We start from the raw sequence: 25426 nt of genomic DNA, 5'->3' as shown, positions 1-25426 counted from the left end.
CTTCCAATTCGTATTTTTTTGTAATGCTGCCGGGATAAGGTTGCCATGCTGCAAAGCTTGCACCCTTGTCTCAGTAACATTCAAAACCACGAACTAGAACAGAATCCCGCATGCAGTCGGGCATATGAAGTTACATAGATTCTCATCTAAATACCCTCCTTCACTCGTAATGGCCATGCTGATCTTGAGGTATTTCCACCCAAATCATATAGCAAAATGCGGCGAAAAGTCAATAATAATTCATGTTCATAAAACAGCTTTTATGTTATGAATGATCCCGATCCGCCGCTGTCGTAGGAGAGAGCGGAAAGGGTTATTCACATTTAAATAAAAACTAATAGATCACCTGCTGCAAATGTGGAGTTTCCACTTCGCGCTTCTCATACAAGGCTTCAATAAAGGAGGCTAGCGTCCCTGTCGTCAAATATGAGCGTTCAACCGGGAACGGCGGCCGGCCGGTATGAATAAACTTCTCGATTTCCAACACCAAGGTGCCGAAGTGGCTGTAAGGCTTGCCAGGCTGCGGCCAGAAGCCCCTGCAGCGCGGCTCCGAATGCTCGTCAAGCTGAACCACCACGCCGAAATCCCAGACAATTTGATCGGCAAAAAAGATGCCCGCCTCCAAGCCGTCCGAATAATCAATCTCCAACAGGTAAGGGTGAATTTGCTTGTCGGCGAGCTGATCCATATCCGGGAAGTTCAAGAAGCTGCCCAGCTTCATATATAAAGGGTGCCATTTCGTTTCAAGCGCCTGCTTAACGGCTTCCTTGCCTTCGATAGCTCTTACACGGGCAATGCCGCTCTCTCCCCCGGCACGGTACTCGGCTACCGACTGCAGCATCTCCAGCGAATGGTACATATAACGCTCTGGTGCTTCACCCGGTCCGTCGTAGGAAAAGCCAAACATTTTAGTGATCGGGGCCCCTGCAGGCTGAGGCTGAACGTCAAAGGTCTGCTTGCAGTAGGGGATCACGGAGCTGGACATAAAAGGAATATTGTATTTCTTGATTTGCTCGTACATCCATTTAATATCTTCTTCCAAAATGGCGTAGCCTTTATCGGTGTATACAGGCACAAAGCGCCCTGCCTCGATCATAACGTTCAGACAAGCCTCAAAAAACGCCCGCCGCGGATACAAGATTTGTCTGCGCTCATTTTCTGGATAATCGCCATGCTCTCCGATCAGAATGATGCCATCCAGTTCGAAGGTGTCGCCTCCGCATTTCAGAGCCTCGGCGATGGCCGCATAGAGCGGAACCTGGTGCTTGGCCGCTAGTTCTCTGCCAATATCGTTATCTGGAAACTTGTCAATATACATAGAGGCAATTTCCAAGGTCGAAGTATACGTATATCCATCTAAGTTAAAGCCCTCAAGCATTTTTGTGATAATAACATCAGCATGAGAAATGTCCCAATATTCGGTAATAATTGCGGCTACGCGCTTTTTCGTTTTCATCGGTATCTGGCTCCTCTTTTTTCGTTTTGGCCCTCTTCTATTAGAAGGCATAGTTAAACGCATTCATGATAGTGAACGATTCAAGTTATCGGCTCACACCCATGAACAAGAGCAGAATCCCGCATGCAGTCGGGCATAGGAAGTTAGATCAATTCTCATCTACGTACCCTCCTTCATCATTACTGACCATGCTTGTTTTACGGTATTTCACCCAAATCATATAGCAAACGCAAACGGGAAGTCAATACAGTTTTATGACTTTAAAATAACTTTAACCGCCGCGAATTAGCTGCTGTACGGATGACTTATAATGGGATAAACTGACTGAAGATGGATAGTCCAAAGTACCCCAATGAAAAGGAATGATCATAATGGTTGAACATCTGGTTTGTTTCAAGTTCAATGACAGCATAACGTCCGAGAAGACGAACGAGCTTTTACAGAAAATGAAGGCATTCAAGGGGGCTATTCCCGGCATTATTGACTTGACAGCAGGCATCAATGTTACTGAGGAGATTGGCCAGGATAAGGGCTACACCTTGGGGCTTCGGGTGACTTTCGCGGATAAAGCAGCTTTGGATCAATATGGTCCGCATCCTGTGCATCAGGAATTCGTCCGGTCACTGGATGGTTTATTGGAAGACGTCATTGTAGTCGATTATCCATTCGTGTGATCAGGATAGGTTATCGAGTAAGTATCCGTTTGAATTATAGTTGGTGGAAGTTAGGCACGGGAGGTTCCTAATGGCATGAGCAAAAATGAAGAATCGTCCGCAGATATAAACGCCATATTGGAAATTGTGCAGCAGTTCGGACCAGAGAGAAAAATACCGGAGGAGACTAGAATCCGTTCCCGGTTTCCTGCCATGTCAGACGCAGAGATAAAGAAGTGGCTTTCCGTCTGTGAACAAATAGAGAAAGCGGCTTATCGGATCGTCTGCGAGACTAGTGAGGAGGCTTCTTTTGAACATTTTTCGGCGAAGTTGCTTAGTGCTTTTCCGGTATTGACAGAAGAACGTGTATCTCGCACGATTAATCAGGCCATGTACTTTGCCATGAAGTAGGGAAGTTGAAGTAGGGAAGTTCGTTCTTGCGGCCGAAGGAAAAAGAGTTTTTTAAATATTATGTATTCAGGAGCAGCCCATCATGAAACTAGAAATAATCGAGAAAATCGAGAGGGAATTATCCGAGCTTGACGGGATTTTTAGGGGGGAGCCTGCTACGGATGAGGAAATTGCCCAGGCAGAGCAAACCCTGCAGGTAACATTTGATTCGGTCTATGTTGATTTTATCAAACGATTTGGCGGTTCGTATTATAAACTTAGCATATATGCGTTCAAAAACAGTACGATGCTGGAAGCACGAACGGTTACTGATCTGACTCTAGAGTTCAGAAATGGGGGATGGCCGGGCACGGAGGATAGCTATGTGATTTCGATCGATTTAGCTGGTAATCCGATTATGATCAAGCCGGACGGCAAGGTCGTAACCTTTGATCATGATTTTGGCGGGACCCATATTGTTGCGGAGAGTTTTGAAGCTTTGCTAACGGATTAACCGGGAAGTGTGAGGAGCCTCAAATGCTGCAGCAAACTTGTTCATCCGTAACCTTTGAGGTACATTAGAGGTACAGATATTTCAAGGAGGAAACAAACATGAGTGCATCCAATCGGAACCAGCAAATTGGCCCCCCTAAATTCAGCATCGCCGTTCATGCGCTCGTATGGCTGGCCAAAAGCGGCGACAGCCTGTTATCCAGCTCGAATATTGCCTGCCAAGTAAATTCGCATGCTACTTTTCTTAGAAGGGTACTAGCCTTGCTCGCGAATGCTGGAATTGTGGAGGCACGTGAAGGGCGGGACGGAGGATACACATTAAGACTCAAAGCTGAAGAAATAACGCTGGCCGATGTGTATGTGGCTGTTAAATCGGATGCTGCGGATACAGGAGATAAATTGGACTGTGGAGCAGAAGCGGGAGACGGAGACGGAGCGGAAATTCTCGACCAAGCTTTGCTAGACATTATGGACGAGGCGGACCAGAAGGTGACCGAATCGCTTAAACAATATACAATCGCCTATTTACTGGGGAAGATGAATCAGGAAACCGAGTAACAGGAAAACCAAGAAAATCAAGAAAATCAGCCTAATGATAGTGGAGGACACCTTACCCGAGGTGTTTCTTCAAAATTATAGGTGATTTACAATGAAAACGCTTCAGGAACCGAATTTTCGCGAATTACAATTTAGCGAATGTCCAGGTGCCCCTATTTTGTGTGTAATTTCCAATAATTACCATATATTGCATTGATCATGATAGCCTGTAAAAATTGAATGCGCTTTCGGTTGGTAGTGAGGGAAGCGTAGGGACCAGTGTGCAGGTTGTCATCAACGGATGGGAGGATAGAAGGATTTGAAGGTAAATATCCGGGTAGGGAGTTCATCCATTTTCCGTAAGATTTTTATTACGTTCCTGATTTTACTGGTGCCGCTCTACTGCATAACATTAATTTTTGTCGTACAGGAAGAGGACAGATTAAGGGGGTATTTAACATCATCATTGGAAAATAGAATTTCCCAGCAGATGCAAGCATTCGAAACAGAAGTGAACCGGATTATGCGGTTTCAAATGGAGTATGCCGTTGACGAAGATTTGCTGCAGTTAAGTACAATCTCGGAGGGCTTGACGCCCTTCCAACGCAGTCAGGCCGTCTTGGATTTGCAAAGAAGGCTTTATTTATTAAAGGAATCCAGTCCATTTATTGCTGAAACAATCGCTATGATTCCCTCGATTAAAGGAAGTGTCGTGTCTAAAACCTTCGAACTGCGAGTCGATATGGCTTTGTGGAAAGGGCTTCGGTCGGAGGGGCAAATGGTCGGTCCGTTCAACTATTGGGACAACGGGCTATATTTGACGCTTACGCATCCGCGAATCAGCCTCGGATCGAACAAGGAGCCGTCTTTTTTGCTGGTGGTCAAGATGAATAAACCGACAATTGAAAAGATGATCTCCGATTTGCACATATATCCGGACAGCCAGTCGCTGCTTATTAGTCTTGAAACAGGGTTGGTCCTGTCGGGGAATGAAGCGGTCTGGCAAATGTCCGATGCTGACAGCAAGCTCGCGCTGCAACGCAAGTTAAGGCTAGCAGAGGAAGCGGATGTCATCAATGGTAACTGGGAAGTGGGCTCAAATACATACTTTGTTTCCGCTGCGAAATCGGATGAGCTTGGGGTCATGCTCATCACCTACGTTCCGAATGAACAAGTGCTGGGACCAACAAAGGTATACCTTCTCTGGTTCTGGTCCATCTTGGCTCTTTCGTTCGTCATTGTTTTGCTGTTCTCTTTGTCGATCTACCGGTTTATTCATCGGCCGCTGCTTAAACTGGTATCTGCTTTTCGCCAGGTGGAAAGAGGGGAAATCCATGCGGTTATAGACGTGAATCATTCAGTGAATAATGAATTCGGCTATTTATACAATCGTTTTAATTTAATGGTGAACGAACTTCGCAATCTGATTGAGGAAGTGTATGAACAAAGAATCCGCAGCCAGCAATCCGAGCTCAAACGGCTTCAATCGCAAATTAATCCTCATTTTCTGTATAACAGTCTCTTCGTGCTGTATCAATTAATCGAGTTGAACGATAATGCAAACGCGCTGCGTTTTGCCAAATATTTGGGCGAATTTTTTCGGTATATTACCCGTGATTCGAAGGAAGAAGTCGTTCTGTCCAGAGAGCTCGAGCAAGCGAAGGCATATACAGAGATTCAAAAAATTTGTTACGGGCACCGTCTGCAAGTGGAATTCGGTGAACTGCTCGAGCAAGCAGGCAATCCCGTTGTTCCGCGAATCATCATACAGCCAGTAATCGAGAACGCGTTCAAATATGCCTTTGAACATAAAGTAACTGGAGGCAAGCTGTCCGTGCAGTTCAAGGTTGACGGCGATCTATGTGTCATTGTAGTTCAGGATAATGGAGAAAAGCTGGACGACCGTCTGCTGCAGCGATTACAGAAAGAAACAAGCGACGACTACGCGGATCCGATGGAATTAAGCGGACTTATCAATGTGCATCGGCGCTTGAGGATTCGTTACGGCGAGCCTTGCGGCTTGCGTTTCTCGCGCAGCGGGTGGGGCGGTTTATGTGTCGAGATTATTATCCAAAGAGAGAAGGAGTGCTGAAAAATGGCTTGGCAAGTACTGATTGTGGACGATTTGCCGATCATTGTAGACAGCTTGGCACAATTGATGGAACGGTATAAGCCTGTTCAATTCGATGTGCGCAAGGCATACTCAGGCGAGGAAGCGCTGCAAGCGCTGAGCGGGAAAACGGATATCGTGATATCGGACATCAAAATGCCGGGCATGGACGGCATCCAGATGCTGGAGGCCATTCGCCCGCAGTGGCCGCGATGCAAAGTGATATTTCTCTCTGGATATGACGAGTTTGAGTATGTGCAAAAAGCGTTGACGCTCGGCGCATTTGACTACGTGCTTAAAGCTGACGGCAACGAAAAAGTATTCGCCGCAGCGGAGCGTGCCGTGTCCGTTCTGGAGAGAGAAGATGATGAGCGTAACATACTTGAACGGACGAAAGAACAATTGCGGATGCTAATGGTATCTGGCAAAGGCGCTGACGAATTCATTACCGGCAGCGGCATCTCGGATATCGTTAGCGATCCGGGGGAGCCGGGTAATCATGTTGTCCAGCTAGTGCACAAATATGTTGAAGCCAATATGAATCGATATTTCTCCTTATCGGAAATTGCGGATTATGTGAATTTGAATCGTACCTATTTGTCAAGGCTTTACAAACAGCTGACTGGCGAAGGTGTGTACGAATATATCAACCGCGCCAAGCTGGAACAGGCTAAAGCGAAGCTGCTGCATACGAATATGAAAGTCCAGGAGGTCGCTTCTTCCCTGGGCTATTTATCGGCCATGTCGTTTATTCGTTTTTTTAAAACGCAAACGGGCTTATCGCCTCAGGAGTATCGCGAGCAGATCAATCGATCAATGTAAACCATTGCATATAAACGTAAATCGATGAATATTGAGAGTGCGTCCATAGTGATCTAAACTGATATTGTAAGCAAATCGATATTAGGGGGAATGAATTTGAAGATAGTTCGCAGACAGCTTTCTATTCTATTACTTGCAACAGTATTTGGCATTACCGGATGTTCAGGCGGAAAGGGAAATGAAGATTCGCCAGGCTCCAAATCAAGTCCGTCCGGCTCCTCTCAGCCGTCGCCTGGAGCTTCATCAGGGCCAGTCGTGATCACGACTGCGAAAACCTCGCAATCTTCGATCAAATTTGCCGACGGAGAGAATTATGACAACAACTCCGTGTATAAAGCTTATGAAAGAGATCTTGGCATTACCTTGAAAAATGCTTTTGTTGCGGATGGGCAGCAGTATGATCAAAAAGTAAAGCTGGCGATCGCTTCCGGGGAAATTCCCGATTTGTTTGCCGTAGGTATTCAGGATCTGTCCAAGCTGGTTGAGGCCGATCTGGTCATGAATATTACAGATTTGTTCGAGAAGCATGCGACAGCCAAAACGAAAGCGTTCCTGACAGCGGATGGCGGTCATCAGCTGGATACAGCCAAATTCGCTGGCAAGCTAATGGCGATTCCCCAAACGTCCGACCCCAGAATTCCGGCCCAATATTTGTGGGTTCGTAAAGACTGGCTGGATAAGGTTGGATTGCCGGAACCCAAAACACATCAGGATGTTTTGAAAATATCGGAAGCGTTTGCACACGGCGATCCTGACAACAACGGGGTAAAGGATACTTACGGTATCGGGGTTGACAATTCGTTGTTCTCGCTCAGCTTCGGCTTAAAAGCATTTTTCAACGCTTATCATGCTTATCCGGGACAGTGGATTGAAGACGGCTCCGGTAAACTCGTATACGGCAATATTCAGCCTGAAATGAGGCAAGGACTGCAGCAATTGCAGACGATGTTCAAAAACGGAGAAATCGATCCCGAGTTCGGCGTGAAGGATTTTGAGAAAACGACCGAAACGGCGGCAGCCAATAAGCTGGGGATTATGTATGGCCCGTTCTATGCAGGAGCGTTTCCGCTGAAAGTGGCAGCTGTTAAGGGGGATAAACTTGTGCAGAATTGGCGCGTTTATCCAATCGTTTCTGCGGATGATCAGCCTGCGAAGACACAATTGGAAGCGACAGTCGCCAGCTACTTTGTCATCTCTAAAAAGGCCAAGCACCCGGAAGAAATTATCGAGCTGCTCAATCAATATGTGTTGATGCAGGAGGATCAGAAAGGGGTCGGCAAAGATTACTTTGGCTTCAATCATGAAGATACAGTTGACTATTGGATGTTAAACCCGTTCTTATCGTCGTCGCAGACGATGTTGTCCGATTGGGGAACGAAAATTCCGGAAGCGTTGAAAACAGGCGATACGTCCAAGCTGAATGACTCTGAATTAAATCTGTATCAGAACGAAAAGAAATATTTGGAAGGCAATGCTGAATTCTGGGGATCGGCTCATATGGAGTTCTCCGAAGACGGCACGCTCTCGATCCTGAACCAATACGTTAGGGATAATCGGCTTCAATACAATAAATATACTGACGCGCCAACGGAAACGATGGTTGAGAAGCTGGGGACGCTGGAAGCGAAGATGCTCGAGGTTTACTCAAAGATTATTATGAATGAGGCACCGATTGAGGAGTTCGATAAATTTGTGAAGCAATGGGAATCGCTTGGCGGCGACCAAATGACGCGGGAAGTGAATGAATGGTACACAGCGAACAAGAAATAAAGATGCATTACGCGGTGAAAAGCAAGCGAAGCAAGTGGAATCAGAACTGGACTCTACATGCGATGCTGCTCCCGTCGGTCGTATTGGTTCTTATTTATAATTACGGTACATTGTTCGGATTGATTATGGCTTTTCAAAAGTACAATCTGGCGAAAGGGATTCTCGGGTCCCCTTTCGTTGGTTGGAAAAATTTCGAGTATGTGCTGAGCTTTCCCGATATCAGCCGTGTGCTCTATAATACGATATTTATCGCTTCCATGAAAATTGTTTTGGGACTGATCGCCCCGGTCACTATGGCGCTTCTGTTAAATGAAGTGCGCAAGATCATGTTCAAGCGCATTTTTCAGACCCTGGTTTATTTGCCGCACTTTTTGTCCTGGGTTATTCTTGGCGGCATACTGATCGATATTTTGTCTCCTTCCTCGGGCGTTGTCAATCAATTTCTTGGGCTGTTCGGTATCAAGCCAATCTTTTTCCTTGGCAGCAACAATTGGTTCCCTTATGTCATAGTCATCTCGGACACCTGGAAGGAATTCGGATTTAGCACGATTGTATACCTGGCGTCTCTGGCAGGGATTAATCCGAACCTGTATGAGGCTGCGGAGGTTGATGGCGCGGGACGTTGGCGTCAAACCTGGTCGATTACGCTGCCCGCCATTACGCCTATTATCGTGCTTATGGTCACGCTCAGTTTGGGGAATGTGCTGAATGCGGGCTTTGACCAAATCTTCAATCTGTACAGTCCGCAAGTGTATGAAACCGGAGATATTATCGATACGCTTGTTTATCGGATCGGCCTTATTGACGCACAGTATAGTTTGGCAACCGCCATTGGATTTATGCGTTCAATCGTATCTTTCATTTTAATTTCCGTTTCATATGTGCTGGCTTATCGGCTGGCTAATTATCGAATCTTTTAGTTGCATAGGAGACCACCATGAACTATCGTTTGTCTGCTGGCAGAAAGCTGTTTCTTGTAAGCAATTATGTGTTCCTGACGCTGCTTGCCTTTGCTTGTATGTTTCCGCTGCTGCATGTGTTTGCCGTTTCTCTGAGTTCTTCACATGCGGTGACCGCTGGGAAAGTGTGGCTTATCCCTGTCGATTCCACGCTTTCCTCCTATAAAATGGTACTATCGCAGAAAGCATTTTTTGTTTCTTTCTGGATTTCCGTAAAACGCGTTATTCTAGGTACCTCAATCAGTATGCTCCTTGCGGTGCTGGCTGCCTATCCGTTGTCGCGGGATCAGGTGCAATTCAAGCCGAGAACGGTATATGCCTGGTTTTTTGTACTATCGACGATGTTTAGCGGCGGGTTGATTCCGTTATTTATGATTGTCAAATCGACCCACCTGCTTGATACGATTTGGGCGCTGGTGATCCCTGGAGCCGTCAATGTTTTCAATATTATTTTGCTGCTTAATTTCTTTCGCAGTCTGCCGAAGGAACTGGATGATGCCGCCAAAATCGACGGAGCCGGACATCTCGCATCTCTGTTTCGCATCTATATACCGCTTTCCTTGGCTTCCCTTGCCACACTTACGGTTTTTACAGTCGTAGGCCATTGGAACAGCTGGTTTGATGGTTTGATTTATATGAATAGTCCTGACCGTTATCCGCTTCAAAGCTTTTTACAGACGATCGTGATCAAGCAGGATTTGAGCAAACTTGACCATCGGCAGATTGAAGCATTGAGCGATGTTTCTTCGAGAACAAATAAAGCTGCGCAAATTTTCGTCGCCACCATCCCGATCCTGTTCGTGTATCCTTTCTTGCAGCGCTATTTTGTCAGCGGGATTGTGCTTGGCAGCGTCAAAGAGTAACCCATCACGGGTGCAGAGTTACTACTATACTAAATTTGGAGGTATCATTTATGCTTACTAACAAATGGTTAGGTCAGAAATTTTCTTTAAAGATGATTCTGGCAGTATTCCTCGTGCTTCTCTTAACTCATCAAGGCCTGCCTGCTGCAGATGCTCATTCAAATTTCTCTAGTGGAACTACTTACTATGTGGCAACGGACGGGGATGACAGCCATGATGGCATGTCCTTGTCGACTCCTTGGCGTACGATACAAAAAGCAATGAACACGGCTGCAGCCGGAGATACGGTCAATATCAGAGGTGGAACGTACACCGAGAGATTGAATCTGGGCGTGTCGGGCACCGCTGGCAGCTATATCACTTTTCAGAATTATGGCTTCAGCAATGGCCGTGACACCGGAGAGACTGTCATCCTTGACTATACGTCGCTAGGCACCATTACTGACGGAGTGCCGTATCTGAATATCAATAACAAAAGCTATGTTCGTATCCAGGGACTAGCCTTCCAAAATTATTACTCTCTTGGTGCCATGCAGCGTGGTGCGCATATCACGGGCGCTTCGCATCATATTGAATTCAAATATAACAAGATTCTGAAAATCCAAAATAATGGGGCGTGGGACGGCACAAACGCGCTGCTCAATTTCTGGATCGACCAAGGTTCCCATGACGTTCTATTGTACGGTAATGAAATAGGTGACATCCATTCCAATTATGGTGAGACCCTAACCATAGCTAATACCACAACCACAGATATCACGATTGAGAACAACTATATTCACGATACGGACGCCATTGCCATTGATATGGCCTGGGGAGCAAACAACGTTACGGTACGCAACAATCATTTAGAGTACATTTCAGTCAAAAGATCCGATGGGAGTTACTGGTACAACAGCCCGGCGATTGCGATATACAACGATGGGGGCAACAACAACCTTGTTGAACGCAACCATATCAACAAGGCCGGAACAGGCTTATCAGCTCTAAGCGAACCTGGACTTCCAAATGTTCACGACATCATGTTCCGGAATAATGTGGTGGAAAATTCTAATGTAGGCATGACACTGGGCACCTGGTACAGTAACACCGACGGCAGCACGGTTTCCAACATTAGCGCCTTCAACAATACGTTCTATCACAATGATTATGGCGTCATCATTCGTCCGATGGTTTCCTCTACTGTCGTTTGGAAAAATAACCTTTTTGCTTCCAACACGATCAACAGCGCCAATACGACAAGTTGGGATGTAGGGGTTACGGGCAATAACTTGTGGTACGGCGGAGATGCTCCGGGTCCCGGTTCCGTATCGACTGCAAATCCGAACTTCACGAATGCAGCCAATCATGATTTCTCGCTGATGACGGGATCGCCCGCAATCAATGCCGGTGACTCGGGCACAACGAATGCTCAAGCGGGTACGGTCGATATTGTGGGGAACACGAGAAAAGTTGGGACGATCGATATAGGCGCTTACGAAAAGCAGGCCACCCCGCCAACCGGACCTGTCAGCATTGTAGTTGACGGAGATGCATCCGATTGGAGCAGCATCCCGGCATCGGTGGTTGCAGTCGGCCAGAACCCGACAAGCATCAAGGCGGCATCGGATTCTGAAAAGATTTATTTTCTTATTGAAGGGACTAACCTGGGAGACTACTTTGATTTGCTGATCAATAGTGACCATAATGCTGCGACAGGGTTTACTAGTACATCCATTTGGTCGGTAACCGGGAATGATTATTTAATAGAGAACGGAACACTCTTTGCGCATGTCGGCAATAACGCAGATTGGAATTGGACTTTACTGGGGTCGGTACATGTTTCCACGGCTGTTAACGGCAGCAGAACGGTAAGGGAAATTAGCGTGGACAGGACTGCCTTAAGCGGATTGGCCAATACGATAACTTACGGTTATACCGATTTGGATACGAATTGGGTGAGCCAAGGATTTTTGCCTGCATACGGCGAACAACCGTTACTGGATTTAGTCGGGATTACAGCTGGTTGCAAGGATAAATTGCCTAATGGCAAGCCATTTAAAGGCAACTGTGCATGTAAACCGAATGATTCGGGAGCGGGTCACGGGAACTCATCTCAGCATCGTCCTGACAAGGGTGGAAAATGTAAATAATCCCATATGGGTTGGGCTGTCCGCGATTTTCATTTTGGAAAGGTGCAATGAACGATGATGGAAAGTGCAAGAGAATATTTTCGAACCGAGCTTGAACATACGAAAAGGAGTGGTTTATGGAAAGAAGAACGCGTGATTACTGGACCACAGGATGCAAGAATAAGCGTACGGGGGCAAGAAAGTGTTATTAATATGTGTGCGAACAACTATTTGGGACTCTCCAATCATCCGGAAGTGATCTTAGCCGCAAAGGCAAGCCTGGAAGCCTGGGGCTTCGGACTTTCGTCCGTGCGTTTTATTTGTGGCACCCAAAGCATTCACAAACAGTTGGAAAATCAATTGACGGCGTTTCTCGGGACAGAGGACACCCTTCTTTACTCCTCTTGCTTCGACGCCAATTGCGGTCTATTTGAAACGCTGCTTTCCGGGCAGGATGCGATTATTAGCGACGAACTGAACCATGCAAGCATCATAGACGGCATACGTTTGTGCAAAGCAGGCCGATATCGCTATAAACACAATGACATGCGCGATTTGGAGGAAAAGCTGAAAGCTGCCCGGCATGCACGGTTCAGGTTGATTGCTACAGATGGAGTATTTTCTATGGACGGTACGTTAGCCAATTTGAAAGACATCTGCGGTCTTGCAGACAAGTATGACGCCATGGTGATGGTGGATGACAGCCATGCTGTTGGCTTCATCGGCAGTACGGGACGCGGAACCCCCGAATACTGCGGCGTTTCCGGCAGAATTGATGTGATAACGGGAACGCTTGGCAAAGCATTGGGCGGGGCTAGCGGTGGATTCACCAGTGGAGGAAAAGAGATCATCGCTCTTCTAAGACAGCGATCAAGGCCTTATCTCTTTTCCAATACACTTGCGCCGACTATTGCTTGTACGTCACTTAAGGTTTTGGAGCTTCTGTCTGATTCCACAGATTTCAGAGACAGATTGATGAACAATACCTTGTATTTCAGGGACGGCATGGTAAAAGCGGGTTTTCAGATAAAGGATGGCAATCATCCTATTGTTCCTATCTTGCTGGGTGATGCGTCAGTTGCTCAGGAAATGGCTAGCCGGATGCTCGAGAAGGGGGTTTATGTGATCGGATTTTGCTACCCGGTCGTTCCTAATGGAGAAGCCAGGATAAGGGTCCAGGTTTCGGCTTCACATTCGATAGCCGATTTGGACCTTGCCATCCATGCATTCCGGGAAACAGCCAAAGAAATGGGGATGTTGGTAAATTAATGGAAAGAAAACTGCAAGGCAAATCGGCCGTCATTACTGGGGCAGGTCAGGGCATGGGGAAGGAAATAGCCAAATTTTTCGCACAGCATGGCGCAAACATCGTATTGAACGATCTGAACGCAGACAGATTGAAGGAAACGGCAGCAGAAATTACGGCGGCTGGAGGCAAAGCCGTTTGGGTGATGGCGGACGTAAGCAGGAGCGAGCATGTTGCATCCCTGATCGATGAAGCTTGCAACGCTTATTCGACGGTTGATATTCTGGTTAATAACGCCGGCGTTTTGCGTCCGACCTCTTTTATTGATATCGAAGAGCAGGAATGGGACCTTGTGATGGAAGCCAATGTACGAAGCGTTTTTTTATGTACAAAAGCTGTACTCCCTATTATGATGGAAAAGAAGGGGGGCAAAATCGTCAATATATCTTCATCAGCAGGGAGAAGCGTCAGTACGCTCGGAGGCGCGCATTATACAACATCCAAGGCCGCTGTTCTCGGGTTGACCCGTCATGCAGCCAAAGAAATGGCGCCATACAACATTCATGTAAATGCAGTATGCCCCGGATTGATCGATACGGAGATGGTAAGAAATACATGCAAGCCCGAGCAGATCACCTATTATGAAAACAGTTTCCCTATTCAAAGATTGGGAACGACCAAGGAAGTTGCCTCCTTGGTTTTGTTTCTGGCAAGCGATGATTCCTCTTATATAACGGGAGCATCGATCGATATAAACGGTGGCGATTTAATGATTTAGGCAGGAAGCTCTCAGACACAGATTACAGACACAGATCACAGACACAGATCACAGACATAGATAAGGAAACTGAAGAGGGCTTTGACCGGAATGAGCAAGAGGATCGGTCATGACTTCTCGTTAAAGGGAATCGAAGCTTAATAATAAGGAGTGAATAGCCTGTGCTATTATGTGGAATGAGCGAATTGGACATTACGCCGTCATTGGACAGCTCGATGCCCGGTTATTTCATCGATCGAAAGTCGACGGGAGTGATCGACCGGTTGTATGCAAAGGCGCTTGTCGTCGATCAAGATGGAAGCACTGTCGCGTTTGTCGTGTTGGACACGATTCTTGTGCCGAGAGAAGTCGTTGAAAGCATCCGGGAAAGGGTCGGATGGCAGACGGGCATCCCGCCCAAGCGGGTTATGGTGTCCGCGACGCATACCCATACCGGGCCTCCCGTGTCGACTACGACATTTCTGAAAGCTGACGAGGTGTACCTGCAATGGCTTGCCACCCGGGCGGCCGACGCCGTTACCCTGGCATACCGGTCGCGCCGGGCAGCTCGTATCGGCTTCGGGGCCGGGCATGAAGCGGACATCGCTTTTCATAGGCGTTTCTTTATGAAGGACGGCACGCTGTTGACGAATCCGGGGCTGCACAATCCGGATATCGACCGGCCTGCGGGACCGATCGATCCTCAGGTCGGCGTTGTCCGGATCGACGATGCCGAAGGCCGCCCGATGGGCGTTGTTACCAACTATGCGGTACATACGGATACGGTCGGGGGAACGGAATATTGCGCCGACTTTCCCGGAGAGCTGTCCGCTGTGCTGAAGAAAACGCTTGGCGAGCAGGTAGTCAGCCTTTTCATGATGGGAGCGAGCGGAAACATCAACCATTGGGATGTGACCGGCGAATGGTTCGAGGATTACGCTCACCACTATTTGAAGATGGGGCGGATTTTGGCAGGGGAAGTGCTGAAGACGAGGGAAAAAATACGTACTTCGGACGAAGCGAAGGTGGGTGAACGGAGTTCGTTCGTTACGCTCAGCTATCGTCAACCTACGCAGGAGCAGATCGATACGGCTCGTGCCAATCTCACTCTTTTGCCGGAAGGCCACGTGGAGAGTGAGTTTGCTCGCGAACTGCTCGAAGCAGTGAGACTTGGGGAAGGTACAACGGAGGCGGAAATTCAGACGATTGCGATGGGGGATCTTGCCATCGTCGGCCTGCCGGCTGAGATGTTCGTCGAATTCGGGCTGCAAATCAAGGGGGACTCGCCTTACGGGCTGACCTTGATCAATGAGTTGTGCAACGGTATTGTCGGAACCTATGTATGCACAGGCGAATCGTACCGGTTGGGCGGCTACGAGCCGAGAATTACAGCCAGCAACCGTCTGCAGGAGGAAACCGGTGATCTGTTCGTGGAGCGTGCGCTGCAGCATCTTGGCGAAATGAAGGCCGACAACGGACGTTACGACGCTGGACGTTAATACATACTGTAATCTTAAAATGGAAAAAGGGGGTTACGGTCATATGGACAATCCAGTTATCCGGTTGGGAAGGTTGCACCAGTGTACGTTCGAGCAGGCATTGGAGCTGAAGCAGCGGGGTTTCGAAGGTTATCATGACGAGATGAGGAAGCATTATCCGAACTTTCTGCCAGCGGCTACTCCGGCACCGGGAGCACTTAATCGGCTGCTGGATGGCTTCGGTACGGAAGGGATTCATCCCGAACTGTCGATCGTCGGCTATGTGAACGATAAGCCGGTAGGGTTTGTCTTTATTGCGATCAAAACGGTCGACGGCAAGAAGCTGGCATGGAACGGAGGAACCGGTGTATTCCCTGAATATCGCGGCTACGGTCTGGCCAAGCTGATGATGCAGGAAGCGCAGCGCGTCATCTTGGAGGAGGAAGTCGATCGAGCGGTATTGGAAGTCGTGGCCAAAAACAAGCCTGCTATTACCGCTTACGAGAAAGGCGGATTCCGCATCGCGGACCGTATAGTCGGTATGACCCGCGAAGAAGCTCTGACGGCGCCTTTCTTAACTTTTTCAAGAGGGAATGAGCCCGAAGGAATTCGACTTCAATACGGCATTCCAGAGGATGTCGCCCGATTGCCGTTCTATCGCGATAAAGTCGCTTGGGGATGCATGTGGCATTATTTGAAGAGTGGAGAATCGCTGATCGTATATGACGCTCAGGACAAAGCTATTGCGTACGCCTTGTTCCAACGCTCCCGCAAAGCAGACGGGCAGCTGCAGTCTGTTATGATCTGCCAATGCGAGGTAAGTCCCGAACGAAACGACCGGGATGCATTATTCCGTTTGCTGCTATCGGATTTGTTCGGACCATACGATGTGCCTTGTATCCGTACAATAGAGAATTTATCCATGGCGAATCCCGAAGTGATCCGGGCTCTGGAGGAAGCGGGCTTTACGCTGAACTACGAACAATATGTAATGCTGCTGGAGAAGGAAGAAAAGCAGCCGGAATAATCTGTAATTTGTAATTTATAATTTATAATTTGTAATTTGTAAGTTCAAGACGTATACAAACTTTGATCCATCATCTAAAGCTGCCGGCCGGCAGCTTTGTTTTATTGTATATGAAAACCCCAGTTCGACTGGGACTAAGAAAAGTAAATCAGGTATAACCCAGACTGCTCCAAAATGAAGTGCGTAGGTTATATTCTCTTGATAAATGAATATTTATAATACAATCCCTCTGGAAATATGGAAATATGGAAATATGGAAATATGGAAATATGGAAATATGGAAATTAAGAAGGCTCAACACCACAATCAGTGCTTGACAAATGAATGGATAGCTAAAACTGGAAAAACGTCTGCCAATCCTGTACGGTTGAAAGTCCTACCCAACAACAAAAGAGGAATAGACCGATGCAGAATCCGTATATCACAACGACGGAAGATATCTTCCAGATACGGAAAGGACCTGTCTCTAACGGTCACCGCTGACCTTTAGAGACTGATTTTTACATATTCACGATTCTAATGGACACCCGCGACCATTAGAAGGGCGGTCTTCCCCACAATTGCCCCTTTTCAGCCTGTAAGGGATATCCGTGACCGTTACAATCTCATTTCGCTGCATTTCCGCTTCTAACGGACTGCGGTGACCATTAGTGCACGTGTTACCCTCGCGATATGAAAATAGCTATGACAAGTACCGGGCCGCTATAAAACTGGCATTTTCGTAGCATTTAGCCTCCATCGAATGTTAGCTTGACTGTAAGCACTGATTATTAGGTTGAGTCATTAAGAAATTAAAAAATTAAAAAATTAAGAAATTAAGAATTGGAAAACTGAAGACACTGAAGAAATTGTTCTTGCCAAACTAATTAAACAATTATATAATGTGCTTGTGATGATTGCAGTTAAACCGATGCTTGGATGGACTGCAATTATTTTTTCGAGGAATACTGTAACTTTGTTAGACTCAGTTATTATTTACATGGAAAGGGGAAAGAGAATTGAATATTGTATCTATAGTTTTACAAGTTCTTCTGGGTCTGGCTTTTATAATGGGTGGCTTTGGGAAAATTACTGGTTCGAAGATGCATGTTGAAGGGTTCAAAAAATGGGGTCTTCCCCAATGGTTCCGAGTTGTTACAGGTCTGGTTGAACTAATTGCCGCTGTCGGGATGATTGTGGGGATTTGGACGAACAGTTGGGCTGCAGCAGCTGCTCTTGTCCTGGCTATAACGATGTTTGTTGCTATTCTTGTTCATGTACGGATTAAAGATTCGCTTAAGGATACGTTTCCGGCGATTTTACTTTTTGTTTTATCAGTAGTTGTACTGCTGCTCAGATGGTCTGATCTGGCTCAATTTCCGAATTAACAATATAATGAATGAACATTAGGAACAATAATTTTAGAGCTAACACAAAAGATCTACTGCCGTTGAAAAACGCAGTGGATCTTTTTTTTATTTTGATTGGAGTGTATAGGATGAAAGAATTGTCTAATTTGAGAAAATTCATGTTAGAAATTGTGGAATAGTAACAAAAACCTTCAATATAATTCATTCAATAAATTATATTGAATTAAATAACCTAAAAAACACGATATTCAGTCATTTAATTAGAACTATTTATTTTATTTATAAAAATAACAGCTTTACAAATGATTTTTCTGTATATATAATTAAATTTGTAAATTATATAAATGAGTGAATAGCTCTAAATGTGATTTGCAAGAAGTACATGGACGCTGTAAAAGAGGCAGTATGGTTAACACCAACATGTTTCTACTTAAATAAGACGGTTGTGGAGGGATGCCAATAGCCATGAAGAAAGCGCTATCATTTAAGCCTTATAGTTGTACAAATGAAATTAAGAAATGAGGATGAAGCCGTGAAGTTTAATTCTTTTCCTTCGAAATTCTTAACGATTGTTTTGATTTTTAGCGTGATTTTCTCTTCCTTTGGTTTAACAACCGGTAGAGCTGCCTCAGATTATTCCGTTCAGCAGGCCGCCAAGCCTGAGGGTCAGACAGCTTCAGATATTCAGGGGCACTGGGCAGCGGCTGAGCTAAACAAATGGCTGCAAGCAGGATTGCTGCAGGGCTATGCCAACGGGCAGGTTGAGCCTGACCGGAAAATTGCCAGAGGCGAGCTGGTTGCTTTAATGAACCGCTCCTTCGGATTTACGGAGAAAACAGAGATTGCTTTTACGGATTTGACGGCAGCCGATTGGCAGTACGAGGATGTGTCCATTGCGGTAAAAGCTGGCTACCTCAGTGGGTATGAGAATCAAACTATCCGTGTACATAACGAGATTAGCAGGCAGGAAGCTGCAGTCATGCTCGGTAAAGTTCTGGCAGTTTATTTTGAGGATCACGCAGATAACGCGGATCAAGCAGTCCAAGCAGCTAATGCTGTGAAGGCTTTTACAGATGCAGCAGCGATTGCTTCATGGAGTAAAGCTGCCGTTCAGCAGCTTGCAGAGCATAATATTATAAGCGGATATGAGGACGGAAGCTTCAAACCGCTAGGCTCAATGACACGTGCAGAAGCGGTAACGATTCTGGGCAGGGCACTTGAACGGGTCAAGGGAAGTAAGACTGCATCCAAAAGCTTCGATAAAGCGGGTGTGTATGGATCTGCTGATGCTAAGGAACAAGAAACTATAGCTGGAAATGTGGTCATTACGGCGCCGGGGGTTACGCTGCGCAATATGATCATTACCGGAGATTTACTGCTAGGCGAAGGTATCGGTGAAGGGGATGCTTCGCTTGACAATGTGACGGTTCAAGGTGCAACGACCGTACAAGGCGGAGGAGCCAATAGCATTCATATCCTCAACTCTGTGCTGGCAGCTGTAATCATTGATAAGAAAACGGGGACAGTACGCATCGTGCTGGAAGGAAGCACGGCGACTGGGGCTGTGACGGTCCGTTCTTCTGTCATTCTTGAGGAAGCAGTGCCGTCTGCCAAAGGGTTTACGAGTGTTAAAATTGAGGGAACATTGCCAACTGGCAGTAAGGTGCAGTTCAAAGGGAATTTTACTCAAGTAGATGTGGAAGCTTCGAATACAGCCCTCGAGCTGCTGCAAGGGATGATAGATAAGCTAAATATTCACGCGCAGGCCAAAGGAACAGGGCTGAAAATCGAGAAAGACACGAAGATCGTCCTGCTGGTGCTTGAGTCCATTGCGAAGGTGCTGGGTCAAGGCACGATCGAAAAGGCTTCTTTGAAAGAGCAGGCCAAAGGATCTACGTTCGAGAAGCAGCCGCTTTCGTTAGAGGGGGCTAATACGGGAACTCAAGGCTGGAGTGGCTCGGGAACAGGCGGGAATAGCACTCCAAGCACTCCTAGCCCGACAGGACCGCCATACATTGTTTTAGCATCGGCCATTAACGGTGAAATCACCGTCATATTAAGCAAGGCTCCGAATGCAGTTCCGACAATCAAAGATTTTGAAATCGAACAATCCATTAATGGCGGACCTGCAGTTAAGATATCTCTTGTCTCCGTACTGTGGGATGCTTCAGCCCTTAAGGCTACAATTTCCGTTGTGCCTGTGCCCTTAGTTGCAGGGCAGGAGCAAAGTGTAGTATACCGGGTAGCATATAAAGTAATGGTTGATGCGCCTCCGCTGGTTGTAGCTGCCGAGCCGATTAACATTGTAACGGCAACCGCTGTGAACGGGAAAATTACGGTGACGATGAATGGGATCCCGAATGACGTCCCTAATATCGGTGATTTCACAGTACAGAGGTTTATTAATGGCGGTGCAGCTGTAACTGTTACGCCAACTCTTGTACAATGGGATGCAGCATCTAAGAAAGCAACGCTCTCCATTGGAATTGTACCCATCATTTCCGAGCTGGAACAAAGTGTTGTCTATCACGTTGCATACAGGGAAATGGCGCCGGTCACAGCAGCTCCAGTTGTTGTTGCTGCAAAGCTGGTAATCGTTGATAAGGGACATACCTCAGCAGCGATCATCGTGACTGGAGACGCCAATCAACAAACATTAGAAGCTGCAAATAAGCTTAGTGAATATGTACGGAAGTCTACTGGAGCTGCACTGCCTATTCAGACCAAGGAACAAACGGATGCAGAAGTACGTATTTATGTCGGAACCTATTCAGCCGGGGATAAGGTCAGGATAGAAGGTCTTCTGCAAGGAATGAATGATGGCGATGGATACGTGATTGACATCCAAGATGAACGGAACATGACCATCGTGGGACCAACAAGCTGGGGAACAGAGTTTGGTGTATCAGAGTTTCTGGAACGTTATGTGGGTATCCGGTGGCTCATGCCGGGACCTGACGGGGAAGATGTACCACACCTGGAGGATATATCGATTCCGTTTGGAACACTACAGGAAGAGCCCGCCACGATTTCGAGACAATTTTTTGGAATGGAAAGTCCTCTAGAATGGGTTCAGTGGGCAAAGAACAACAGAATGCACGAAAAAATCAAATTTCATCACAATATGAGCAATCTTTTTGATACGAAAAAATTTAAAGATCATCCGGAGTACTATCCGGGTAATGTCGTGCCTACTCATGCCTACAACTGGCAGCCTTGTTTTAATTCCACTACGGCGGCGGCAGCGATCGCGACCATTAAGAATTACTTTGCGAATAATCCGGATGAAGTTTCCTATTCTTTGGGAATCAATGATAGCGTTAATTTTTGTGAAATGAATCCGAGTTCTCCTAACTATATAGGAGGCGCAGTAAACTCACTTGGGCTGCCTAACTTGTCCAATGTATATTATCCATGGGTGAATGAAGTGGTTGAGGGCGTTCTGGCGGAATATCCGGACAAGTATTTTGGTTTGCTTGCCTATGCCTGGGTGTACGATCTGCCTGAAAATGTGGAGTTGAATCCGCGAATCATTCCATATATCACCGATGATAGAATGACCTGGATAGATGAGGTTATGGGTGATGCGGGAACTTCGCATACATTAGAGTGGGAACAGGCAGCGGGACAATTAGGCTGGTATGAATATTTATATGGCTCGGTGTACGCAGTACCCCGTATATACAACCACAAAATGGCGGAGAACTATAAGTATGCGCAGGAGCATGGCGTCGTTGCTCATGTAGCCGAATTATATCCAAACTTTGGCGAAGGTCCAAAACCATGGGTTTCGACGAAGCTGCAGTGGAACCCGGATTTGGATGTTGACGAGCTGGTGGACGAATGGTACGTAAGGGCTGTTGGTGAAGAAGCGGCAGGCGATTTGAAGCTGTACTACGATTTTTGGGAACAGTTTTGGACAGAGCGGATCTTCGATACGTCCTGGTACAAGAATTGGGCGGAGCAAGAAAGCAGACATACATTTATGGATTTCTTGGATAGCAGTTATTTAAGAAATGTCACTAGTGAGGATTTGACGTATACGAAAAGCTTGCTTGAAAGTGTGGTTAACAAGGCCCAAACGGCTCAGCAAAAAAAACGGGCACAGTATTTGCTTCGCGCTTTTGATTATTACGAAGCCTCCGTCCTGAGCTTTCCTTCTGAGGGAGTGGTAGTCACGCCTCAAAATGAAGCCGAGGCACTGGCTTTGGTAGAGAGCAGTGTATTAAGGATGGAAAAGGCAGATCTTAGGCAAAAATTGTTGACTGAATTCAGTACGGATCCAGTATTAAGACAGCCTGTTAGCTTAACCGTATGGACCGGGCTCGCCAATGGTGCATTTGCGGCTATACAGAATTGGATGATGAATGAACCGGAGGATGGAGCGGTTAGACAACGTATAGCAGAAATTGTAGCAACAACGGAAACATCGCTTGTTCGTGATTTATTCTCCATTTTGCTAGCTGTTGGTGTCAAACATAATTTAATCGATAATCCCTCTTTCGAGAATGGTATGACAAACTGGGAATATTGGAGAGAAGGGGCAGGCAGTCAAGTTATTCTTTCTCAAGATGTGAGCCGTACAGGCGCGAACAGCATTGCGGTACAAAGTGTGAAGCCCAATGGCGGTATTTATCAGATGAGGCCGATATCTCCTGGGAAATATGCCGCACTTGCTTACTATTATGTGCCTGAAGATACCGAAGCGCGCGGGGAGATCCAATTCTATCATAATCTGTACAATGCTGACGGCGGTACACTTGGGGGCGTCATTTCCGAGAAGAAGCTGCTCTCCGAGACGAAAGGCAGATGGGCAAGCATTGAGTTTGTTTTTGAACTGACTGAGAACTACAATGGCGGATTGCCAGGAAATATAATGTTTGGAATAGCTGTGTGGAATCAAGGGGAACAAGATGTGATTTATATAGATGATATTGCTTTATACAAGTTAGATTAATAGCACTTAATAATAAGCAGATGACCCTAAGAATGATTGGCGGCGATACTGGCCATGCTCCTATTTTTTTGCCTAGTGTATGCGAGGTAGAGTAGTGTATGGGGTGTTGCTAGTGTTGCTGCCGGTCATTTTTTCCATGTGATTGTGTAAATCTCATGTCCAGCTTCATTATATAATTAATGAAGCTATTTTGTTATACTATGTAAATTGAACTAAGAAATGTAGGGCGAACCTTGGCCAGACTTCATCTGAAAAAGGGGATATCCATTATTCGCTATGCCAAACTTTAGTTCAATTTATATGGGTGCGTTATTCCATTCTATATTTGAGAGGAAACTGTCAGGATGAAGCTGGACAAGTTGGACCCCATGGAACTAAAAGTGATGAAATGTATCCAGAAAAGTGATGGTGTATCCAGGAAAATGTTGTCGGAAATGGCGGATGCCTCTCAGGCGACCATCACCAAAGTAACTAAAGTACTCATCGATCAGCAATATGTGGTTGAGGGAGAACATATTGGGAGCGGGATGGGCAGGAAAGAAGTGCTGCTCTATTTGAACCCGCAGAAGTTCAGGTATTTGGGCATGGATATCGGGGGGCATAAAGTCCGGTTAGCCTTGGCAGATCACGGCCTGAGTATTACACACTATACGGAGTATCTTACGAGTGAGTTGGATCCTGAACTGGATATCATGAAGCTCTTGATAGAAAAAATGGAGCTGTTTTTGACTGAATCCGGGGTTCAATCCACGGACATAGATGCAGTGGGCATTGGTGTTACAGGCATTGTTGATGAGGAAATGAAGAGGATATTAAATATACCCAATCTCAGTCAATGGGGTGAACTGGATATCATCAACAGGCTTCAGAATCAGTTCAGCTGTCCGATTTTTTTGGATGAGAGCGGACGTACCATGGCGCTGATTGAGAAATCGATGGGCAAGGCGAGGCACATTGGCAATTTTATGGTGATACACATCGGCTTTGGTATCGTTTCCGGTATTGTGATTAATGACCAGTTGGTCAGAGGCGCAGACAATGTGGGTGGTTTGTTGGGGCATACGACGGCAGATGAAGGGGGAATTAGATGCTTCTGCGGCAATTACGGATGCTTGGAAAACCAGGCCAACTATCCGTTAATTGAAGGGAGCTATAGGTTAAGAGACGGCACTTTCCCATCCATTGCTGAGGCACTGCTTCACAATGATAAAATTGCCATGGATATCTGCATAGATGTTGGTAAGGCGATTGGAATTGCCTTGAGCAACATTATCAATTTATTTAACCCGAGGGCAATTTATGTGGGCGGTCCGGTATATGAGTTGCCGATTATTTTTGAGGAAACAAAGCGCACCATTTTGCTTAGGGCAAATCGTTATGCAACGGTCAAGCTACAGCTGGAGTACAATTCATTTGGCGACAAGCAGGGCATTATGGGGGCTCTCGAGCTTGCCAGGAATTCTTTTAGTTTAGAAGGTTGATGTTGTTAAATACTTACAGTATATTGTCCCTTGGTCAATACTCCTCGAAATCAATGATTTGGGGAGTTTTTTTGTTATCATATCGCAAAATATGTGAGCTTATTAAAGCGGCGCAGTGTTAAAGAGATATACAGTCCCAAATCCTTTTGTTCCGGACAAACTGACAAGAAATCAGTTTGTCCGGCTGCAAGGTTGAGGATAGTCGTATATACTTAACTCATACCCTACATGGTTTTCCGCGCCCGAAATGTAGCTGATCTGGAATAGCTGTGCCTTGTGCAATCGTTTCTAGTGGACGAACTACATAAAATGCGGCGGGCGCTGCAAGGATACTGAATCGAATGCTTTTCTAGTAACCTCTAAGCGATTTGCATGATAACTAGGTGTGCAGAAACAGCTCTTTCTCCTCCAGCACTAGGAGTGATGGTTAGTGCAGGGGTATTGCCCGCAGGATTTCGTACGGTGAGTAATGAATTGATGGAAGTCGTTTGTACTAGAGCCATTCCTATAATCTGAGAAGTACCTGTTGCCCGCCCGGCCACCGTATAGGGTAAGTCATTACCATTGAGGGTCAAAATCAGTTGGCCAGGTTCAGTTACACTCACCTGGAACAAGACTTGATAAGTGCCAATTACAGACAAATTAAAAGTAGTGGGACTGGCACCGGAACGGAAAATAGCAGTTCCGCCAATAGGTCCGTCTTGTGGAAAACTTACGTCAGTACCGTCACCAACTGTTGCTGCATTATCGGGAGGCATCAACGCAAAAAAATCAGCAAAGCTTAATACTCCTCCAGTTGCTCCAGTCGCGCCGGTCGAACCCGCCGGTCCAACAGCCCCAGCTACGCCCGTAGCGCCCGTTGCTCCTGCCGGTCCCGCCGGTCCAACAGCGCCGGCCCCGCCGGTTGCGCCCGTTGCTCCTGCTGGCCCCGCCGGTCCAACAGCGCC

Annotated in this window: 18 protein-coding genes and 1 pseudogene; 17 read left to right on the top strand and 2 right to left on the bottom strand. The window is 46.5% G+C overall.

The genetic code is table 11. From position 1 onward, the window contains the following. Positions 1-334: 334 nt before the first annotated feature. Entirely contained in the window at positions 335-1456 is a 1122-nt protein-coding gene (locus J2Z66_RS08165; RefSeq protein WP_209970900.1) for a hypothetical protein, read from the bottom strand. A 371-nt stretch (positions 1457-1827) separates the two neighbouring features. Here J2Z66_RS08165 and J2Z66_RS08160 point away from each other — a divergent pair, with 371 nt between their 5' ends. The 17 genes from J2Z66_RS08160 to J2Z66_RS08080 all read left to right on the top strand — a co-directional run bounded on the left by J2Z66_RS08160 (position 1828) and on the right by J2Z66_RS08080 (position 24479). Beyond that, positions 1828-2130, top strand: coding sequence for a Dabb family protein (locus tag J2Z66_RS08160; protein ID WP_245375392.1), 303 nt, complete (start codon positions 1828-1830; stop codon positions 2128-2130). A gap of 75 nt (positions 2131-2205) precedes the next feature. Next, positions 2206-2520, top strand: a complete 315-nt coding sequence (locus J2Z66_RS08155; RefSeq protein WP_209970899.1) for a hypothetical protein — start codon at positions 2206-2208, stop codon at positions 2518-2520. 82 nt (positions 2521-2602) lie between these two features. Beyond that, on the top strand, positions 2603-3013 hold the full coding sequence (locus J2Z66_RS08150; RefSeq protein ID WP_209970898.1) for an SMI1/KNR4 family protein: 411 nt from the start codon (positions 2603-2605) through the stop codon (positions 3011-3013). A 98-nt stretch (positions 3014-3111) separates the two neighbouring features. After that, positions 3112-3570 (top strand): RrF2 family transcriptional regulator, encoded by a 459-nt coding sequence (locus tag J2Z66_RS08145; RefSeq protein WP_209970897.1) that lies wholly within the window; start codon positions 3112-3114, stop codon positions 3568-3570. Between the two features lie 298 nt (positions 3571-3868). Next, positions 3869-5641 (top strand): sensor histidine kinase, encoded by a 1773-nt coding sequence (locus J2Z66_RS08140; protein ID WP_209970896.1) that lies wholly within the window; start codon positions 3869-3871, stop codon positions 5639-5641. Positions 5642-5644: 3 nt separating this feature from the next. Next, positions 5645-6481, top strand: coding sequence for a response regulator transcription factor (locus J2Z66_RS08135; RefSeq protein ID WP_209970895.1), 837 nt, complete (start codon positions 5645-5647; stop codon positions 6479-6481). A gap of 96 nt (positions 6482-6577) precedes the next feature. Then, entirely contained in the window at positions 6578-8251 is a 1674-nt protein-coding gene (locus J2Z66_RS08130; RefSeq protein WP_209970894.1) for an extracellular solute-binding protein, read from the top strand. Further along, a complete protein-coding gene (locus J2Z66_RS08125) occupies positions 8227-9171 on the top strand; it encodes an ABC transporter permease (RefSeq protein ID WP_376774369.1) in 945 nt (314 codons plus the stop codon). The genes J2Z66_RS08130 and J2Z66_RS08125 overlap by 25 nt, the downstream gene beginning before the upstream one ends. A 17-nt stretch (positions 9172-9188) precedes the next feature. Next, complete coding sequence (locus tag J2Z66_RS08120; RefSeq protein ID WP_209970893.1) at positions 9189-10073, top strand: carbohydrate ABC transporter permease; 885 nt, start codon at positions 9189-9191, stop codon at positions 10071-10073. Positions 10074-10123: 50 nt separating this feature from the next. Beyond that, positions 10124-12205 carry a right-handed parallel beta-helix repeat-containing protein gene (locus J2Z66_RS08115; protein ID WP_209970892.1) on the top strand — a complete coding sequence of 694 codons (2082 nt, stop codon included), beginning with the start codon at positions 10124-10126 and terminating at the stop codon, positions 12203-12205. A gap of 54 nt (positions 12206-12259) precedes the next feature. After that, complete coding sequence (locus tag J2Z66_RS08110) at positions 12260-13453, top strand: glycine C-acetyltransferase (RefSeq protein WP_209970891.1); 1194 nt, start codon at positions 12260-12262, stop codon at positions 13451-13453. After that, on the top strand, positions 13453-14208 hold the full coding sequence (locus J2Z66_RS08105) for an SDR family NAD(P)-dependent oxidoreductase (protein WP_209970890.1): 756 nt from the start codon (positions 13453-13455) through the stop codon (positions 14206-14208). Before J2Z66_RS08110 ends, J2Z66_RS08105 begins: the two co-directional genes overlap by 1 nt. A gap of 176 nt (positions 14209-14384) precedes the next feature. Next, the gene (locus tag J2Z66_RS08100; protein ID WP_281068810.1) at positions 14385-15686 is read left to right on the top strand and encodes a neutral/alkaline non-lysosomal ceramidase N-terminal domain-containing protein; all 1302 of its coding nucleotides are present in this window, start codon (positions 14385-14387) and stop codon (positions 15684-15686) included. 43 nt (positions 15687-15729) lie between these two features. Then, positions 15730-16692, top strand: coding sequence for a GNAT family N-acetyltransferase (locus J2Z66_RS08095; RefSeq protein ID WP_209970888.1), 963 nt, complete (start codon positions 15730-15732; stop codon positions 16690-16692). Between the two features lie 998 nt (positions 16693-17690). Beyond that, a complete protein-coding gene (locus J2Z66_RS08090; protein WP_209970887.1) occupies positions 17691-18059 on the top strand; it encodes a DoxX family protein in 369 nt (122 codons plus the stop codon). Between the two features lie 514 nt (positions 18060-18573). After that, positions 18574-22998: a DUF4838 domain-containing protein gene (locus tag J2Z66_RS08085; protein WP_209970886.1), complete on the top strand. Its 4425-nt coding sequence runs from the start codon at positions 18574-18576 to the stop codon at positions 22996-22998. Between the two features lie 344 nt (positions 22999-23342). Beyond that, positions 23343-24479: an ROK family protein gene (locus J2Z66_RS08080; protein WP_209970885.1), complete on the top strand. Its 1137-nt coding sequence runs from the start codon at positions 23343-23345 to the stop codon at positions 24477-24479. Between the two features lie 359 nt (positions 24480-24838). On the opposite strand, the pseudogene J2Z66_RS08075 reads toward J2Z66_RS08080, so the two are convergent. Continuing rightward, a pseudogene (locus J2Z66_RS08075) lies at positions 24839-25426 on the bottom strand (collagen-like protein); the annotation flags it as partial.

The sequence above is a fragment of the Paenibacillus eucommiae genome (genome assembly GCF_017874215.1).
Taxonomy (GTDB): domain Bacteria; phylum Bacillota; class Bacilli; order Paenibacillales; family NBRC-103111; genus Paenibacillus_AI; species Paenibacillus_AI eucommiae.
Note: the sequence above shows the minus strand (reverse complement) of the source record. Positions and strands in the feature narration are given on the sequence as shown.